2 protein-coding genes are annotated in these 16,490 nt (G+C 74.9%); both read left to right on the forward strand.

The genetic code is table 11. The features are described from left to right. Positions 1-15 precede the first annotated feature (15 nt). Positions 16-5,775, forward strand: a complete 5,760-nt coding sequence (locus tag P3X83_RS42700; protein WP_277311174.1) for a type I polyketide synthase — start codon at positions 16-18, stop codon at positions 5,773-5,775. Between the two features lie 18 nt (positions 5,776-5,793). Next, on the forward strand, positions 5,794-16,490 hold a 10,697-nt coding region (locus P3X83_RS42705), incomplete at its 3' end, for a type I polyketide synthase (protein ID WP_277311173.1).

Here is a 16,490-nt window from a genome sequence, read left to right on the forward strand (position 1 = left end):
ATCCTGGCCCGGCATCTGGTGACCGGCCACGGAGTGCGGCACCTGGTGCTGGCCTCCCGCAGCGGTCTGGCCGCCTCCGGCGCGGCCGAGCTGGCCGCCGACCTCGAAAGCCTGGGCGCGCACGTCCGTGTCGCGGCCTGCGACATGGCCGACCCCGACGCGCTCACCGCCCTGGTCGAGGACATCAACGCCGGACCCGGCCTGACCGGCGTCGTCCACGCCGCCGGGATCGCCGACGACGGCATCATCGAGGCCCTGACCCCCGACCGGGTCGCCTCGGTCTGGGCGGCCAAGGCCCGCCCGGCCCTGGCGCTCGACGAAGTGACGGCCGGCCTCGATCTCGCGCTGTTCGCGATGTACTCCTCGGCTTCGGCGGCGTTCGGGATGCCGGGCCAGGGCAACTACGCGGCGGCGAACGCCGTCCTGGACGCCCTCGCCCAGCAGCGCGCCGCACTCGGGCTCCCCGGGGTCGCGCTCGGCTGGGGCCTGTGGGCGCAGGCCAGCGCGATCAGCGGCACGCTCGACGCCAACGACATCGCCCGCGCCACCCGCTTCGGCGCGGCCATCACCGCCGAGCAGGGCGCGGCCCTGTTCGACGCCGCGCTCGCCACCGGACAGCCGCACGTGCTGCCCATCAACCTGGACCTGGGCCGGTTGCGCGACCAGCCGGAGATCCCGGTCCTGCTGCGCGGCCTGGTCCGCGCACCGATCCGCCGCGCGTCGGCCGCCGGTGGCCCCGGTGGCGGCTCGCTGTCCGGACGGCTCGCCGGGCTCCCGGCCGACGAGCGCGACCGCGTCCTGCTCGGGCTGATCAGGGCAGAGGTGGCGGCCGTGCTCGGCCACGCCTCGGCGGACGCCGTCGATCCCGGCAAGGCGTTCAAGGAGTTGGGTTTCGACTCGCTGACCGCCGTCGAGCTGCGCAACAGGATGAACGCCGCGACCGGGCTGCGGCTGCCCGCGACGCTGGTCTTCGACTACCCGTCGCCCGCCGCGCTGGCCGCGCACCTGCTGGCCGAGTTGGTGGGGGCGGAGCCCGCGGCCACGACGCCCGCGACGGTGACCGCCGACCTCTCCGCAGACCCGATCGCGATCATCGGCATGAGCTGCCGCTTCCCCGGCGGGGTGCGCTCGCCGGAGGACCTGTGGCGGCTGGTGGACGAAGGCGGCGACGCCGTCGGCGGCTTCCCCACCGACCGGGGCTGGGACCTGGACGCGCTCTACGACCCGGACCTGAACAGGTCCGGCACCAGCTACGCCCACGAGGGCGGCTTCCTCTACGACGCGGGCGAGTTCGACGCGGGCCTGTTCGGGATCTCCCCTCGCGAGGCGACCGCGATGGACCCGCAGCAGCGGCTCCTGCTGGAGGCCGCGTGGGAGGTCTTCGAGCGGGCCGGGATCGACCCGACCGGGCTGCGCGGCGCGCAGGCGGGCGTGTTCGTCGGCGCGGCGTCGTCCAACTACGGCGTCGGCGGGCAGGCCGCAGGATCGGCCGCCGAGGTCGAGGGGCACCTGCTCACCGGCAGCGCGACGAGCGTCGCGTCCGGACGGCTCGCCTACGTCTTCGGCCTTGAGGGCCCGGCCGTGACCGTGGACACCGCGTGCTCCTCCTCCCTGGTCGCGCTGCACTGGGCGGCGCAGGCGCTGCGCAACGGCGAGTGCTCGATGGCGCTGGCCGGAGGCGTCGCGGTGATGGCCACCTCCGGGATGTTCACCGAGTTCAGCCGTCAGAAGGGCCTCGCCGCCGATGGCCGCTGCAAGTCCTTCGCGGCGGCGGCCGACGGCACCGGCTGGTCGGAGGGCGTCGGCATGCTGCTCGTCGAGCGGCTGTCGGACGCCCGCCGCAACGGCCACCAGGTGCTCGCCATCGTGCGGGGCAGCGCGGTCAACTCCGACGGCGCGTCCAACGGGCTCACCGCCCCGAACGGCCCGTCGCAGCAGCGGGTGATCCGCCAGGCCCTCGCGAGCGCCGGGCTTGAGCCGTCCGAGGTGGACGCGGTCGAGGCCCACGGCACCGGCACCCGGCTGGGCGACCCGATCGAGGCCCAGGCCCTGCTCGCCACCTACGGCCAGGACCGCGTCGGCGACTCGCCACTGTGGCTGGGCTCGCTGAAGTCCAACATCGGCCACGCGCAGGCGGCGGCCGGGGTCGCGGGCGTGATCAAGATGGTCATGGCGATGCGCAACGGCACCCTGCCGCGCACCCTGCACCTCGACGAGCCCACCCCGCACGTGGACTGGACGGCGGGCGCGGTGGAACTCCTCACCGAGGCCCGCGAGTGGACCGCCAACGGCCGTCCCCGCCGGGCCGGGATCTCCTCCTTCGGCGTCAGCGGCACCAACGCGCACACCATCATCGAGGAGGCCCCCGCCGGGGAGACGTACGCCCCGGCCGAGGCCGCACCACCGGCGCTGCCCTGGATCCTGTCCGCCAAGTCGGCGGACGCGCTCACCGCCCAGGCGGCGGCGCTGCGCGAAGCCGTCGAGTCCGGCGCGGAGCCCTCGCTGGTCGGCGTCGGCCTGTCGCTGGCCACCACCCGGGCCGCGCTGGCCCACCGCGCCGCCGTGGTGGCCGCCGACCGGGCCGGGTTCGTGCGCGGCCTGGCCGAGATCGCCGAAGGGCGGCCGGAGACGGACGCGGTGCGCGGTGAGGCGACCGGCGGTCGGCTGGCCTTCCTGTTCACCGGCCAGGGCGCGCAGCGCGCCGGAATGGGCCGCGAGCTCTACGACGCCTTCCCCGCCTTCGCGCAGGCGTTCGACGCCGTCGCCGCCCACTTCGAAGCCGACCTGAAGGAGATCGTCTTCGGCGACTCCGATCTGCTGGACCGGACGCGTTACACCCAGGCCGGGCTGTTCGCCCTGGAAGTGGCGCTGTTCCGGCTCTTCGAGTCCTGGGGGGTCACCCCGGACTTCCTGCTGGGCCACTCGATCGGCGAACTGGCCGCCGCGCACGTCGCGGGGGTGATGTCCCTGGAGGACGCCTGCCGCCTGGTGGACGCCCGTGGCCGCCTGATGCAGGCCCTCCCCTCGGGCGGGGCGATGCTGGCGATCGAGGCCACCGAGGACGAGATCGTCATCGATGACCGCCGGGCGAGCGTCGCGGCGATCAACGGTCCCACCTCCGTGGTGGTCTCCGGAGTCGTGGAGGCCATCGACGAACTCGAAACGGAGTTCCGGGCGAAGGGCCGCAGGGTCAAGCGCCTGACCGTCTCGCACGCCTTCCATTCGGTGCTGATGGAGCCGATGCTCGCCGAGTTCGGCGAGGTCGCCGCCACCGTCACCTACGCCGAGCCGATCATCCCGGTCGTCTCCAACCTGGACGGCTCACCGGTCGCCGAGTACACCCCCGACTACTGGGTGCGCCACGTGCGCGAGGCCGTCCGGTTCGCCGATGGGATCGCGACCCTGCGCGGCCACGGCGTCACCACCTTCGTGGAACTCGGCCCCGACGGCGTGCTGACCGCGATGGCGCAGGGCTCGGTGGACGAGGAGGCCGTGCTGATCCCGACACTGCGCGGCGACCGCCCCGAGCCGGGCGCGGTCCTGCGGGCGCTGGCCAGGGCGCACGTCACCGGCACGGCCGTCGACTGGCGGGCCGTCTACGCTCCGTGGGGCGGCCGGACCGTGGACCTGCCCACCTACGCCTTCCAGCGCAGGCGCTACTGGCTGGAGCAGGCGGCCCCGGCCCAGGCGGCGGCGTCCGACCCGGCCGACGCCGAGTTCTGGGCCGCCGTCGAGTCCGAGGACTTCGAGTCGGTCGCCGGCACCCTCGGCCTGTCCCCGTCGAACGGCCTGGCCAGCGTGCTGCCCGCGCTGTCCGCGTGGCGGCGCGACCGGCACGGCAGGTCGACCGCCGACTCCTGGCGCTACCGGATCTCCTGGACGCCGGTCACCACGCCGCCGCCCGCCCAGGGCGTCTGGCTGGCGATCGTCCCCAAGAAGGGCGGCGCGGCCGACGTGACCCGCGCGCTGCGCGGGCGCGGCCTGGAACTGACCGAGGTCACCGTCGCCTCGCGCGCCGACCGGGCCACCGTGGCCGGACGCCTGCGCGACGCGGCGGAGGACACCCCGATCGCGGGCGTGCTCTCGCTGCTCGCCCCGGCGACCTCCGGGCCGGACCGCACGGTGGTGCTGGTCCAGGCCCTCGGGGACGCGGGGATCGCCGCGCCGCTGTGGTGCCTCACGCGCGGCGCGGTGTCCACGGGCGACGGCGACCCGATCCTGTCGGCCGAGCAGGCCCAGGTCTGGGGACTCGGCCGGGCGGTGGCCCTGGAGCACCCGGACCGGTGGGGCGGGCTCGTGGACGTGCCCGCCGTCCTGGACGAGCGCGCGGCGGACCTGCTCGCGGGGGCGCTGGCGGGCGACGAGGACCAGGTCGCGGTGCGGGAGACCGGGCTGCTGGCCCGGCGGCTTGAGCACGCCGCGCCCGCCGTCCCCGGGACGGCTTGGCGGCCCACCGGGACCGTCCTGGTCACCGGCGGCACCGGCGCGCTGGGCGGCCACCTGGCCCGGTGGCTCGCCGGACGCGGCGCCCCGCACCTGCTGCTGGCCAGCAGGAGCGGCCCCGGCGCGCCCGGCGTGGCGGAGCTGACCGCCGAGCTGGCCGAGCGCGGCACGCAGATCACCGCCGTCGCCTGCGATATCGCCGACCGCGACGCGCTGGCCGCGCTGCTCGCCGAGCATCCGGTCACCGCCGTGGTGCACGCGGCCGGGGTCAGCACCCCGGCCAAGGTCGCGGACACCACGACCGAGGAGTTCGCGCGGGTGCTGCGCGCCAAGGTGGACGGCGCCAGGAACCTGGACGAACTGCTCGCCGACACCGACCTCTCCGCTTTCATCACCTTCTCCTCCATCGCCGGGATCTGGGGCAGCGGCGGCCAGGGCGCGTACGGCGCGGCCAACGCCTACCTGGACGCCCTCACCGCCGACCGGCGGCGGCGGGGCCTGCCCGCGACCTCCGTCGCCTGGGGACCGTGGGCCGAAGGCGGCATGGTCGAGGCCGACGGCGCGGAGGAGTACCTGCGCCGCCGCGGCCTCGGCGCGATGCCGCCCGCCCTGGCGATCCGCGCGCTGGAGCGGGCGATCGACGGCGACGACTCCTGCGTCACCGTGGCCGACGTGGACTGGGCGCGGTTCGCCCCGGCGTTCACCGTGGTCCGGCACAGCCCGCTCATCGCCGATCTGCCCGAACTGCGGCAGGCCGGGGAGCCGGCCGAGGGCGAGGCCGCGGCCGGTCGGCCCGGCGGTCTCACCGAGTTCGCCCTGCGGCTCGTCGAGGCCACCCCCGCCGAGCGCGACCGGTCCCTGCTGGACCTGGTGCGCGGCCAGGTCGCCGCCGTCCTCGGCCACGAGGGCGCCAAGTCGGTCCCGGCCAGGCAGGCGTTCAGCGAACTGGGCTTCGACTCGCTGACCGCGGTGGAGATCCGCGGGCGCATCGCGGGGGCCGTCGGCCTGTCGCTGCCCACCACCCTCGTGTTCGACCATCCGACCCCGGCCGCGCTGGCCGCCTTCCTCGCCACCGAGATCCTCTCGGCGGGCGGCGCGGCGGCGGCCCCCGACCCCGCCGAGGCCAGGATCAGGGAGGCGCTGGCCGCCGTGCCCCTCGCCCGCTTCAAGGACGCGGGCGTGCTCGACATCCTGCTGCGGCTGGCGGGCGTCGAGGACGGCGAGCCCGAGGCGGCCGAGATCGCCGCCGCCGACGAGTCCTTCGACGAGATGGACATCGACGCCCTGATCCAGACCGCTTTCGACAACTTCGATAACACGGACGCGCAGTAACGAGCCTGGAGCATCAGCATGACGAATCGTGAGCAGCAAGTCGTCGAGGCGCTGCGCGCGTCCCTGAAGGAAGCCGAGCGGCTGCGCAGGCAGAACAGGGAGCTCGTCGCCGCGTCCAGGGAGCCGATCGCGATCGTCGCGATGAGCTGTCGTCTCCCCGGGGGCGTGCGGTCGCCGGAGGAGCTGTGGGAGCTGGTCTCGACCGGCGGCGACGGCATCTCCGGCTTCCCCGCCGACCGTGGCTGGGACCTGGACGACCCCGGCGTGGCCTACACCCGCGCCGGCGGGTTCGTCCACGACGCGACCGAGTTCGACGCCTCGCTGTTCGGGATCTCCCCGCGCGAGGCGCTGGCCATGGACCCGCAGCAGCGGCTGCTGCTTGAGGCCTGCTGGGAGGCCGTCGAGCGGGCCGGGATCGACCCGCTGTCGCTGCGCGGCAGCCGGGCCGGGGTGTTCGTCGGCGCGTCCAACTCCGGCTACGGCGCGGGCATGCGGCTCCCGGCCGAGGTCGAGGGCCACGCGCTGACCGGGACCGCGAACAGCGTGATCTCCGGCCGGGTCGCCTACACCCTCGGGCTTGAGGGCCCGGCGGTGACCGTGGACACCGCGTGCTCGTCCTCACTGGTGGCGCTGCACTGGGCGGCGCAGGCGCTGCGCAACGGCGAATGCGACCTGGCCCTCGCCGGTGGCGTGACCGTCATCCCGTCGCCCGCCGTATTCGCCGAGTTCGCCAGGCAGAAGGGGCTCGCCGACGACGGGCGGTGCAAGTCGTTCGCGGACGCGGCCGACGGCACCGGCTGGTCCGAGGGCGTGGCCGTGCTGCTGGTGGAGAAGCTGTCCGACGCGCTGAGCAACGGGCACCGGGTGCTCGCCGTGGTCCGGGGCAGCGCGGTCAACCAGGACGGCGCGTCCAACGGCCTGACCGCCCCCAACGGTCCCTCGCAGCAGCGGGTGATCCGGGCCGCGCTGGCCAACGCCCGCCTGGTCACCGATGACGTGGACGTCGTGGAGGGCCACGGCACCGGCACCCGCCTGGGCGACCCCATCGAGGCCCAGGCCCTCCTCGCCACCTACGGCAGGGACCGCGACGGCGACTCGCCGCTGTGGCTGGGGTCGCTGAAGTCGAACATCGGGCACACCCAGGCGGCCTCGGGGGTCGCCGGGGTGATCAAGATGGTGATGGCCCTGCGGCACGGCGAACTGCCCCGCACGCTGCACGTGGACCGGCCGTCCTCGCACGTGGACTGGACGGCGGGCGCCGTGCGGCTGCTCACCGAGCCGCGCCCCTGGCCCGCCACCGAGGAGGGCGAGCCGAGAAGGGCCGCCGTCTCCTCGTTCGGCGTCAGCGGCACCAACGCGCACACCATCATCGAGGAGTACCGCGCCGAGCGGGACGAGCCGGTCACGGCGGGCGATCCGCCGCCGGTGGTGCCGTGGACGGTCTCCGGCAAGACCGCGCAGAGCCTCCGGGCGCAGGCGCGGCGGCTGCGGCAGTACGCGGAGAACGTCCCTGGCGACGTCTCGCCCGTGGACGTCGGCCTGTCGCTGGCCACCACGCGCGCCGCGCTCACCGAGCGGGCCGTGGTGCTGGCCGGCGACCGCGAGGGCCTGCTGCGCGGGCTGGACGCGATCGCCGCCGGGGAGGACGCCGCAGGGGTGGTGCGCGGCACCGCCGCTGAGGGCATGGTCGCGTTCCTGTTCACCGGCCAGGGTTCGCAGCGCGCCGGGATGGGCCGCGAGCTGTATGAGACCTTCGCGGCGTTCGCCGAGGCGTTCGACGCGGTGTGCGAGTGCTTCGAGGACGACGTGCGGGACGTCGTGTTCGGCGACTCCGGCCCGCTGGACCAGACCGTCCACGCCCAGGCGGGGCTGTTCGCGCTGGAGGTCGCGCTCTACCGCCTCTTCGAGTCCTGGGGCGTCACCCCGGACTTCCTGCTCGGGCATTCCATCGGTGAGATCGCCGCCGCGCACGTCGCCGGGGTGATGTCGCTGGAGGACGCGTGCACCCTGGTCGAGGCCCGCGGCCGTCTGATGCAGGCCCTACCGGCGGGCGGCGCGATGCTGGCGGTCGAGGCCGCCGAGGACGAGATCGCCCTCGACGACGCCAGGGTGAGCATCGCCGCGATCAACGGCCCGACCTCGATCGTGGTCTCCGGGGTCGCCGAGGCCATCGACGAGCTGGAGGCCGGGTACCGCGCCGAGGGCCGTCGCGTGAAGAGGCTGACGGTCTCGCACGCCTTCCACTCGGTGCGGATGGAGCCGATGCTCGCCGAGTTCGGCGAGGTCGCCGCCGCCATCGACTACCAGGCGCCGCAGATCCCGGTCGTCTCCAACCTGGACGGCTCGCCCGTCGAGGAGTACACCGCCGACTACTGGGTGCGGCACGTGCGCGAGGCCGTCCGGTTCGCCGACGGCATGCGCACCCTCCAGGACGAGGGCGTCACCACCTTTGTGGAACTGGGCCCGGACGGCGTGCTCACCGCGATGGCCCAGCCGTCCGCGGACGCGGGCACCGCCCTCATCCCCACCCTGCGCGCCGGTCGCCCCGAGCCCGAGGCGGCGCTCACCGCGCTGGCCCGCGCGCACGCCCACGGGGCCGCGCCCGACTGGGCCGCCGTGTTCGCGGCCTGGGGCGGACGGCAGGTCGACCTGCCCACCTACGCCTTCCAGCGCACCCGCTACTGGCTGGAGCAGGCACCCGTCGAGGACGCCCCCCAGACCCGCGCGGACGCCGACGAGACCGACGCCTGGCGCTACCGCACGAGCTGGAAGCCGCTGACCGGGCTGCCCACCGCCCCGCGCCTCTCCGGAACCTGGCTGCTCGTCGGCTCCGGCGACCTGGCCGGGCCGCTGCGCGAGCACGGGGCCGCCGTCGTGGAGATCGCGGGCGGCCTGGACCGCGCCGCGCTCGCCGGCGCGATCCGCGCCGCCGGCCCCCTGGACGGCGTGCTCTCCGCCCACGGCGACGTCACCGCCACCCGCACCCTCCTGCGAGCCCTCACCGACACCGGAACCGAGGCGCCGCTGTGGTGCCTGACCGGCGGCGCGGTCTCGACCGGCGACGCCGACCCGGTCACCGACCCCTCCCAAGCCCAGGTCTGGGGCCTCGGCCGGGTGGCCGCGCTGGAGTTCACCCGGAGCTGGGGCGGTCTGATCGACCTGCCGGAGGAGCCGGACGCCCGTACCTGGCGCCTGCTCGCCGCGCTGCTCGCCGACGGCACAGAGGACCAGGTCGCGCTGCGCGCCTCCGGCGCGTTCGCCGGACGCCTGGTGCGGGCGCCGCGCCGCCGTACCGACGCGCCCGAGTGGCGTCCCTCCGGGGCCGTGCTGGTCACCGGCGGCACCGGCGGGCTCGGCGCGCGGGTCGCCCGCTGGCTCGCCGGACGCGGTGCCACGCGGCTGGTGCTGACCAGCCGTCGCGGCCCGGACGCGCCCGGAGCCGCCGAGCTGGTCGCCGAACTGGCCGAGCTGGGGGCCGAGGCGGTCGTCGCCGCCTGCGACGTGGCCGATCGCGACGCGCTGGCCGCGCTGCTGGCCGGGCACCCGGTGACCTCCGTCGTCCACACCGCCGGTGTGGTCGGCTCCGCGCTGCTCGCCGAGACCACCGACGAGGAGTTCGACGACGTGCTCCGGGCCAAGGTCCTCGGCGCGGCCAACCTGGACGAACTGCTCGCCGACGTCGAACTCGACGCCTTCGTGCTGTTCGCCTCCATCGCCGGCGTGTGGGGCAGCGGCGGCCAGAGCGCCTACGGCGCGGCCAACGCCTACTTGGACGCCCTGGCCGAGCGGCGCCGGGCGCGCGGCCTGGCCGCCACCTCGGTGGCGTGGGGTCCGTGGGCCGAGTCCGGGATGCTCGTCGACTCCGGCCCCGGAGCCGAGGACTACCTGCGCCGCATGGGCCTGACCCCGATGGACCCGGCACGCGCCCTCACCGCGCTCGGCCGGGCCATCGACGGCGGCGACGCCCGGGTGACCGTCGCCGACGTGGACTGGGACGCCTTCGTCCCGGTCTTCACCGCCGCCCGGCCGAGCCCGCTGGTCGCCGAACTGGGCGGAATCGCTCGTGCGGGCGCTGCCGTACCGGCGGGGGCCTGGGGCGAGACCCTGGCCGCGCTGCCGGAGGCCGAGCGCCCCAAGGCCGTGTTCGACCTGGTCCGCGCACAGGTCGCCGCCGTACTCGGCTACCCCGACCCCGGCGCGGTCGAGCCCGCGCGCCCGTTCAAGGACCTCGGCTTCGACTCGCTGACCGCCGTCGAGCTGCGCAACCGCCTCACCGAGGCGACCGGCCGGACGCTGCCCGCCACCCTCGTCTTCGACTACCCCAACGCGAACGCCCTGGCCGGTCACCTGCTCGACCTGGTGCTCGGGACCGGCGACACCACGGGCGAGGCCGCCGCCCCCGTCCGCGCCGACGACGGCGAGCCGATCGCGATCGTCGGCATGAGCTGCCGCTTCCCCGGCGGAGTGTCCTCGCCCGAGGAGCTGTGGGAGCTGGTGGCCTCGGGTACCGAGGCGCTGGGCGAGTTCCCCGCCGACCGCGGGTGGGACCTCGACGCCCTGTTCGACCCCGACCCCGAACGGCCGGGCACCTCCCACTCCCGGCACGGCGCGTTCGTCTACGACGCGGCCGAGTTCGACGCCGGGCTGTTCGGGATCTCGCCGCGTGAGGCGCTGGCGATGGACCCGCAGCAGCGGCTGCTGCTGGAGGGGACCTGGGAGGCGCTGGAGCGGGCCGGGATCGACCCGACCGGGTTGCGGGGGAGCCGTACCGGTGTGTTCGCCGGGACCAACGGCCAGGACTACGCCGCCGTCGCGATGAACGCCGGGGAGGGCGTCGAGGGTTACGTCTCCACGGGCATCACGGCGAGCGTCATGTCCGGGCGCGTCTCCTACACCTTCGGACTTGAGGGCCCGGCCGTCACGGTGGACACGGCCTGCTCGTCGTCGCTGGTCGCGCTGCACCTGGCGGTGCAGGCGCTGCGGAACGGCGAGTGCGACCTGGCGGTCGCCGGTGGCGTGACCGTGATGTCCACCCCCGTGGCCTTCGTGGAGTTCTCCCGGCAGCGCGGCCTCGCGCCGGACGGCCGCTGCAAGGCGTTCGCCGAGGCGGCCGACGGCACCGGCTGGGGCGAGGGCGTCGGAGTGCTGCTCGTGGAGCGGCTGTCGGACGCCCGCCGCAACGGGCACGAAGTGCTGGCCATCGTGGCCGGATCGGCCGTCAACCAGGACGGCGCGTCGAACGGCCTGACCGCCCCCAACGGCCCCTCGCAGCAGCGGGTCATCCGCGCGGCGCTGGCCGGAGCGGGTCTTTCGACCACCGATGTGGACGTGGTGGAGGCACACGGCACCGGAACTCGGCTGGGCGACCCGATCGAGGCCGGAGCGTTGCTCGCGACCTACGGCCAGGAGCGCGAGGAGCCGCTGTGGCTCGGGTCGGTCAAGTCGAACATCGGGCACACCCAGGCCGCCGCAGGTGTCGCGGGTGTGATCAAGATGGTCATGGCCATGCGGCACGGGATCCTGCCGCAGACGCTGCACGTGGACACCCCCTCGTCGCACGTGGACTGGACGGCGGGCGCGGTGGCGCTGCTCACCGAGAACCGCCCCTGGCCCGAGGTGAGCCGCCCGCGCCGGGCCGGAGTCTCCTCCTTCGGGGTGAGCGGCACCAACGCGCACACCATCCTTGAGCAGGCCCCCGAACCCGCCCCGCGCCCCGTCGCGGCCCCGGAGCCCGAGGGGGAGCTGGCCTGGGCGATCTCCGCCAAGTCCGCCGCCGCCCTGCGCGGCCAGGCGGAGCGCCTCGCCGCCTTCGTCGCCGACCACCCCGACACGGCCCCGGCCGACATCGCCCGCGGCCTGACCACCACCCGCGCCGCCCTGGAGCACCGCGCGGTGGTCCTCGGCACGGACGGTCCGGGCCTCGCGGCCGAACTGGACGCGCTCGCCGGGGGCGCGACCTCCGGCAACGTGATCACCGGCACGGTGGGCGGCGGACGGCTGGCCTTCCTGTTCACCGGCCAGGGTTCGCAGCGGTCCGGGATGGGCCGGGGACTGTATGAGACCTTCCCGGTGTTCGCCGAAGCCTTCGACGCCGTCACCGATCGCTTCGAGGGCGATCTGAAGGAGATCGTCTTCGGCGACTCCGGCCTCCTGGACCAGACGCGTTACACGCAGGCCGGGCTGTTCGCCCTGGAAGTCGCGCTGTTCCGGCTGGTGGAGTCGTGGGGGATCACCCCCGACCATCTGCTGGGGCACTCGATCGGTGAGATCGCCGCCGCGTACGTCGCCGGGGTGATGTCCCTGGAGGACGCCTGCGTCCTGGTCGATGCCCGTGGCCGGTTGATGCAGGCGCTTCCTGCCGGTGGCGCGATGCTGGCCGTCGAGGCGGCCGAAGAGGAGATCGCCCTCGGCGACGCCAGGGTGAGCATCGCGGCGATCAACGGCCCCACTTCGATCGTCCTCTCCGGCGTGGCCGAGGCGATCGACGAGCTGGAGGCCGGGTACCGGGCCGAGGGCCGCCGGGTGAAGCGGCTGACGGTCTCGCACGCGTTCCACTCGGTGCTGATGGAGCCGATGCTGGCCGAGTTCGGCGAGATCGCCGCGCAGATCGCGTACGCCCGCCCCACGATCCCGATCGTCTCCAACCTGGACGGACGGCCTGTCGAGGAGTACTCGGGCGAGTACTGGGTGCGGCACGTCCGAGAGGCCGTCCGGTTCGCCGACGGCATCGCCACCCTGCGGGAGCGCGGTGTCGCCAAGTTCATCGAGCTCGGCCCGGACGGCGTGCTCACCGCGATGGCCCAGCAGTCGGTAGAGGACGCCGTCCTCATCCCGATGCTGCGCGCGGGCCGCGACGAGGCCGAGTCGGCGTTAACCGCGCCGGCCCAGGCCCACGCCCACGGCGTGCGGATCGACTGGACCGCCGTCCTCGCCCCCTTCGGCGGCGACCGCATCGAGCTGCCCACCTACGCCTTCGCGCACCGGAACTACTGGCCGGACGCCAGGGTCGTCGGCGACGTCGGCTCGGCCGGGCTCGGCGCGGCCGACCACCCGCTGCTGGGCGCGGCCGTCTCGCTCGCCTCAGGCGACGGCGTGCTGCTGACCGGACGGCTCTCCCTGGCCACGCACCCCTGGCTCGGCGACCACGTCGTGATGGGCGGCGCTCTGCTGCCCGGCACGGCCTTCCTGGAACTGGCGCTCTACGCGGGCGAGCAGGTCGGCTGCGGCCGGGTGGAGGAACTGACCATCCAGGCGCCGCTGGCGCTGCCGGAGCGCGGCGCAGTCCAGCTCCAGGTCAACGTGGGCGCGCCCGACCAGACCGGCGGGCGGACCGTCGAGATCCACTCCCGCCGCGAGGGCGACGACGGCGGCTGGGTACGGCACGCCGTCGGCCTGCTCGCCGAAGGCGCCCCCGTGGAGTCCGACGACCTCACGGCCTGGCCGCCCGCCGACGCCGAGCCCGTGGACATCTCCGGCTTCTACGCCAACGCCGCCGGCGGCGGCTACGCCTACGGGCCGCTCTTCCAGGGGCTCAAGGCCGTGTGGCGGGCGAGCGGCGGCGACCTCTACGCCGAGGTGGCCCTGCCCGAGCGGGGGCTGCGCGATGCCGCCCGCTTCGGACTGCACCCCGCCCTGCTCGACGCCTCACTCCACCCGACCGGCCTGGACCCCGAGCGGGCCGGGCTGCCCTTCGTGTGGGCGGGCGTCTCACTGCACGCGGCGGGCGCGTCCGCCGTCCGGGTGCGGCTCAGCCCGTCCGGCTCAGACGCCTACACGCTGCTGGTGTGCGACGCCGCGGGCGAGCCGGTCGCCTCGGTCGAGTCGCTGGTGCTCAGGCCCGTGTCCGAGCAGCAGGTACGGAACGCGGGCGCGGCCTTCGCGGACTCCCTCTTCGAGATCGAGTGGACCTCCGTCGAGACCGGCGCCGGTGTGGACGCCGTCCCGGCCGACGCCGAACTCGTCTCCTTCCTGAACCGCTGGACCGGCGACACGGCGCCGCCCGTCGTCGCTTGGCCGATCCCCGAAGGCCCGGACGACGAGCGGCGGGTCGCCTCGGTGCTCACCGCGATCCAGGCGTGGCTGGCCGACGACCGGTTCGCCGGCACGCGGCTGGTGCTGGTCTCGCGCGGTGCGGTGAGCGTCGGCGGCGAGCCCGTCACTGACGTGACGGCGGCCGGTGTCTGGGGCCTGGTCCGCTCCGCGCAGGCCGAGCACCCCGGCCGGTTCGTGCTGGTGGACGGCGAGGCCGTCGCCGGGGTGGCCGAGCTGGGTGAGCCGCAGGTGGCGGTGCGCGACGGGCGGGTGTTCGTGCCGCGTCTCGTCCGCTCCACGGGCGCGCTGACCCTGCCGGAGCACCGGGACGGCTGGCGGCTCGGCGTGGCGGGCGAAGGCGGCTCGCTGACGGACGTCGAGGTGTCCGCGTGCGACCCGGTGTCCGAACTGGCCCCGGGTGAGGTGCGGATCGCGGTCCACGCGGTCGGCGTGAACTTCCGGGACGTGCTGATCGCGCTCGGGGAGTACCCCGAGGCCGCGCTGATGGGCTCCGAGGGAGCGGGCGTGGTCGTGGAGGTCGGCTCCGAGGTGTCGGACCTGGCCGTGGGCGATCGGGTGTTCGGCCTGTTCTCCGGCGGGTTCGCGGCCCGGGTGGTGGTGGACCGCCGGATGGTCGCGCCGATCCCGGCCGGATGGACGTTCGCTGACGCGGCGTCGGTTCCGATGGCGTTCCTGACCGCGTACTTCGCGCTGGTGGATCTGGGCGGTTTGAGCGCGGGGGAGAACGTGCTGATCCACGCCGCGGCCGGTGGCGTGGGCATGGCGGCGGTGCAGATCGCGCGGCACCTCGGCGCGGAGGTCTACGCGACCGCCAGCGCGCCCAAGTGGGACGTGGTGCGGGACCTGGGCGTGGAGCACGTCGCGTCCTCACGCGATCTGGGCTTCGAGCAGGACTTCGCCGGTCGCGGCATGCACGTGGTGCTGAACGCGCTGGCGGGTGAGTTCATCGACGCGTCGGTGCGGTTGCTGGCCCCCGAGGGCCGGTTCATCGAGATGGGCAAGGCCGATCTTCGCGATGGCTTCGAGCGGGACGACGTCATGTATCGGGCGTTCGACCTGTCGGAGGCGGGGCCGGACCGGCTGCAGGAGATGCTGCTCCTGCTGGTGGAGCTGTTCCAACGTGGGGTGCTGCGGCTTCCGCCGGTCCGGTCCTGGTCGCTGGCCCAGGCCCGTTCGGCCTTCCGCACCTTGGGCCAGGGACGCACGGTCGGCAAGAACGTGCTGCTCGTCCCGCAGAGGATCGACCCCGATCGCGCGGTGCTGATCACCGGCGGAACCGGTGTGCTGGGCGGCATCCTGGCCCGGCATCTGGTGACCGGCCACGGAGTGCGGCACCTGGTACTGGCCTCCCGCAGCGGTCTGGCCGCCTCGGGCGCGGCCGAGCTGGCCGCCGACCTCGAAAGCCTGGGCGCGCACGTCCGTGTCGCGGCCTGCGACATGGCCGACCCCGACGCGCTCACCGCCCTGGTCGAGGACATCAACGCCGGACCCGGCCTGACCGGCGTCGTCCACGCCGCCGGGATCGCCGACGACGGCATCATCGAGGCCCTGACCCCCGACCGGGTCGCCTCGGTCTGGGCGGCCAAGGCCCGCCCGGCCCTGGCGCTGGACGAGCTGACGGCCGGCCTCGATCTCGCGCTGTTCGCGATGTACTCCTCCGCCTCGGCCGCCTTCGGCTCTCCTGGCCAGGGCAACTACGCGGCGGCGAACGCCGTCCTGGACGCCTTGGCCCAGCGCAGGCTGGCGACCGGCCTGCCGGGTGTGGCGCTGGGGTGGGGGCTGTGGGCGGAGGCCAGCGCGATCAGCGGCACGCTCGACGCCAACGACATCGCCCGCGCCACCCGCTTCGGCGCGGCCATCACCGCCGAGCAGGGCGCGGCCCTGTTCGACGCCGCGCTCGCCACCGGCCAGGCACACCTCGTGCCGGTGCACCTGGACCTGGCGAAACTCCGCGACCAGCCGGAGATCCCGCCGCTGCTGCGCGGCCTGGTCCGCGCGCCCGTCCGCCGCGCCGCCGCGGGCGGCCAGGACGCCGCGTCGCTGGAGCGGCGGCTCGCCGGGCTGCCCGCCCACGAACGGCAACGGCTGCTGCGCACCCTCATCCAGACCGAGGTCGCGGCGGTTCTCGGGCACGCGTCCGGTGACGCGATCGACGTCCGCCGGGCGTTCAAGGAGCTGGGTTTCGACTCGCTGACCGCCGTCGAGCTGCGCAACAGGATGAACGCGGCGACGGGCCTGCGGCTGCCCGCGACGCTGATCTTCGACTACCCGACGCCGGAGGCGCTGGCCGACCACCTGCTCGGCGAACTGGTGGGCGCGGACGTCGCCGAGGCCGGTGCGGCCCCCGTCCAGACGACGCCGGACCTCGCCGACGATCCGGTGGTGATCGTCGGCATGGCGTGCCGGTATCCGGGTGGCGTGAACTCGCCGGAGGACCTGTGGGAGCTGGTGTCCTCGGGCGCGGAGGCCCAGGGCGAGTTCCCGGCCGACCGCGGCTGGGATCTCGCCGCGTTGTATCACCCGGACCCCGACCGCCCCGGCACCAGCACGGCCCGGACCGGCGCGTTCATGTACGACGTGCCCGAGTTCGACGCGGGCCTGTTCGGGATCTCGCCGCGCGAGGCGATGGCGATGGATCCGCAGCAGCGGCTGTTGCTGGAAGC

The sequence above is a fragment of the Spongiactinospora sp. TRM90649 genome (genome assembly GCF_029382225.1).
Lineage (GTDB): Bacteria > Actinomycetota > Actinomycetes > Streptosporangiales > Streptosporangiaceae > Spongiactinospora.